Source organism: Methylobacterium sp. WL116 (assembly GCF_008039455.1).
In the GTDB taxonomy this organism is placed as follows: domain Bacteria; phylum Pseudomonadota; class Alphaproteobacteria; order Rhizobiales; family Beijerinckiaceae; genus Methylobacterium.
Genome location: NZ_VRUV01001133.1, coordinates 1 through 481, shown reverse-complemented (window position 1 = coordinate 481; position 481 = coordinate 1). Strand labels below are relative to the sequence as shown.

At 66.9% G+C, this 481-nt stretch carries 1 protein-coding gene; it reads left to right on the top strand.

The annotated features are described in order from the left end of the window. Nucleotides 1-296: 296 nt before the first annotated feature. Nucleotides 297-481: hypothetical protein (locus FV223_RS29750; RefSeq protein WP_147730141.1), on the top strand; the 185-nt coding region annotated here is incomplete at its 3' end.

Sequence of the window (481 nt, the reverse complement as noted above, 5' to 3'; positions counted from 1 at the left end):
GCCCGCGCCGAGCCTCGTCCAGCCCGAGGCCCCGACCGTGCAGGTGCGGATGACGCGCCGCTCGATGATGCGCCACCACACCATGCGGCGCCACATGATGCGCCGTGGCGGCGGACGGACGATCAGCACGAAGCTCGGTGCCAGGACGCGCTGAAGGCGCCTTTGAAGACGCGCCGATCGAAGCCCGACGATCGAGGGGCCCGTCCGGGGAGATCCGGGCCGGCTTTCTCGTGTGGAACGGAGACGGCGCAAGCTGGTTCTTCAGCAGAGTTTGGTAATCCACCGGAGGAAACACATTGTCTTTCAAGTCGATCACGCTCGCGTCCGCGTTCGTCCTGACCATGGGCACCGCCGCCTTCGCCCAGGGCGGAGCCTCCAACGGCGGCCACCTCGGTGGCGGCATCCTCCTCGACGACGACGTGCCCGTCTCGGTAGGTGAGCACCACGAAGGGCGGGTTCTTCAGATCGCTGACTTCCATAG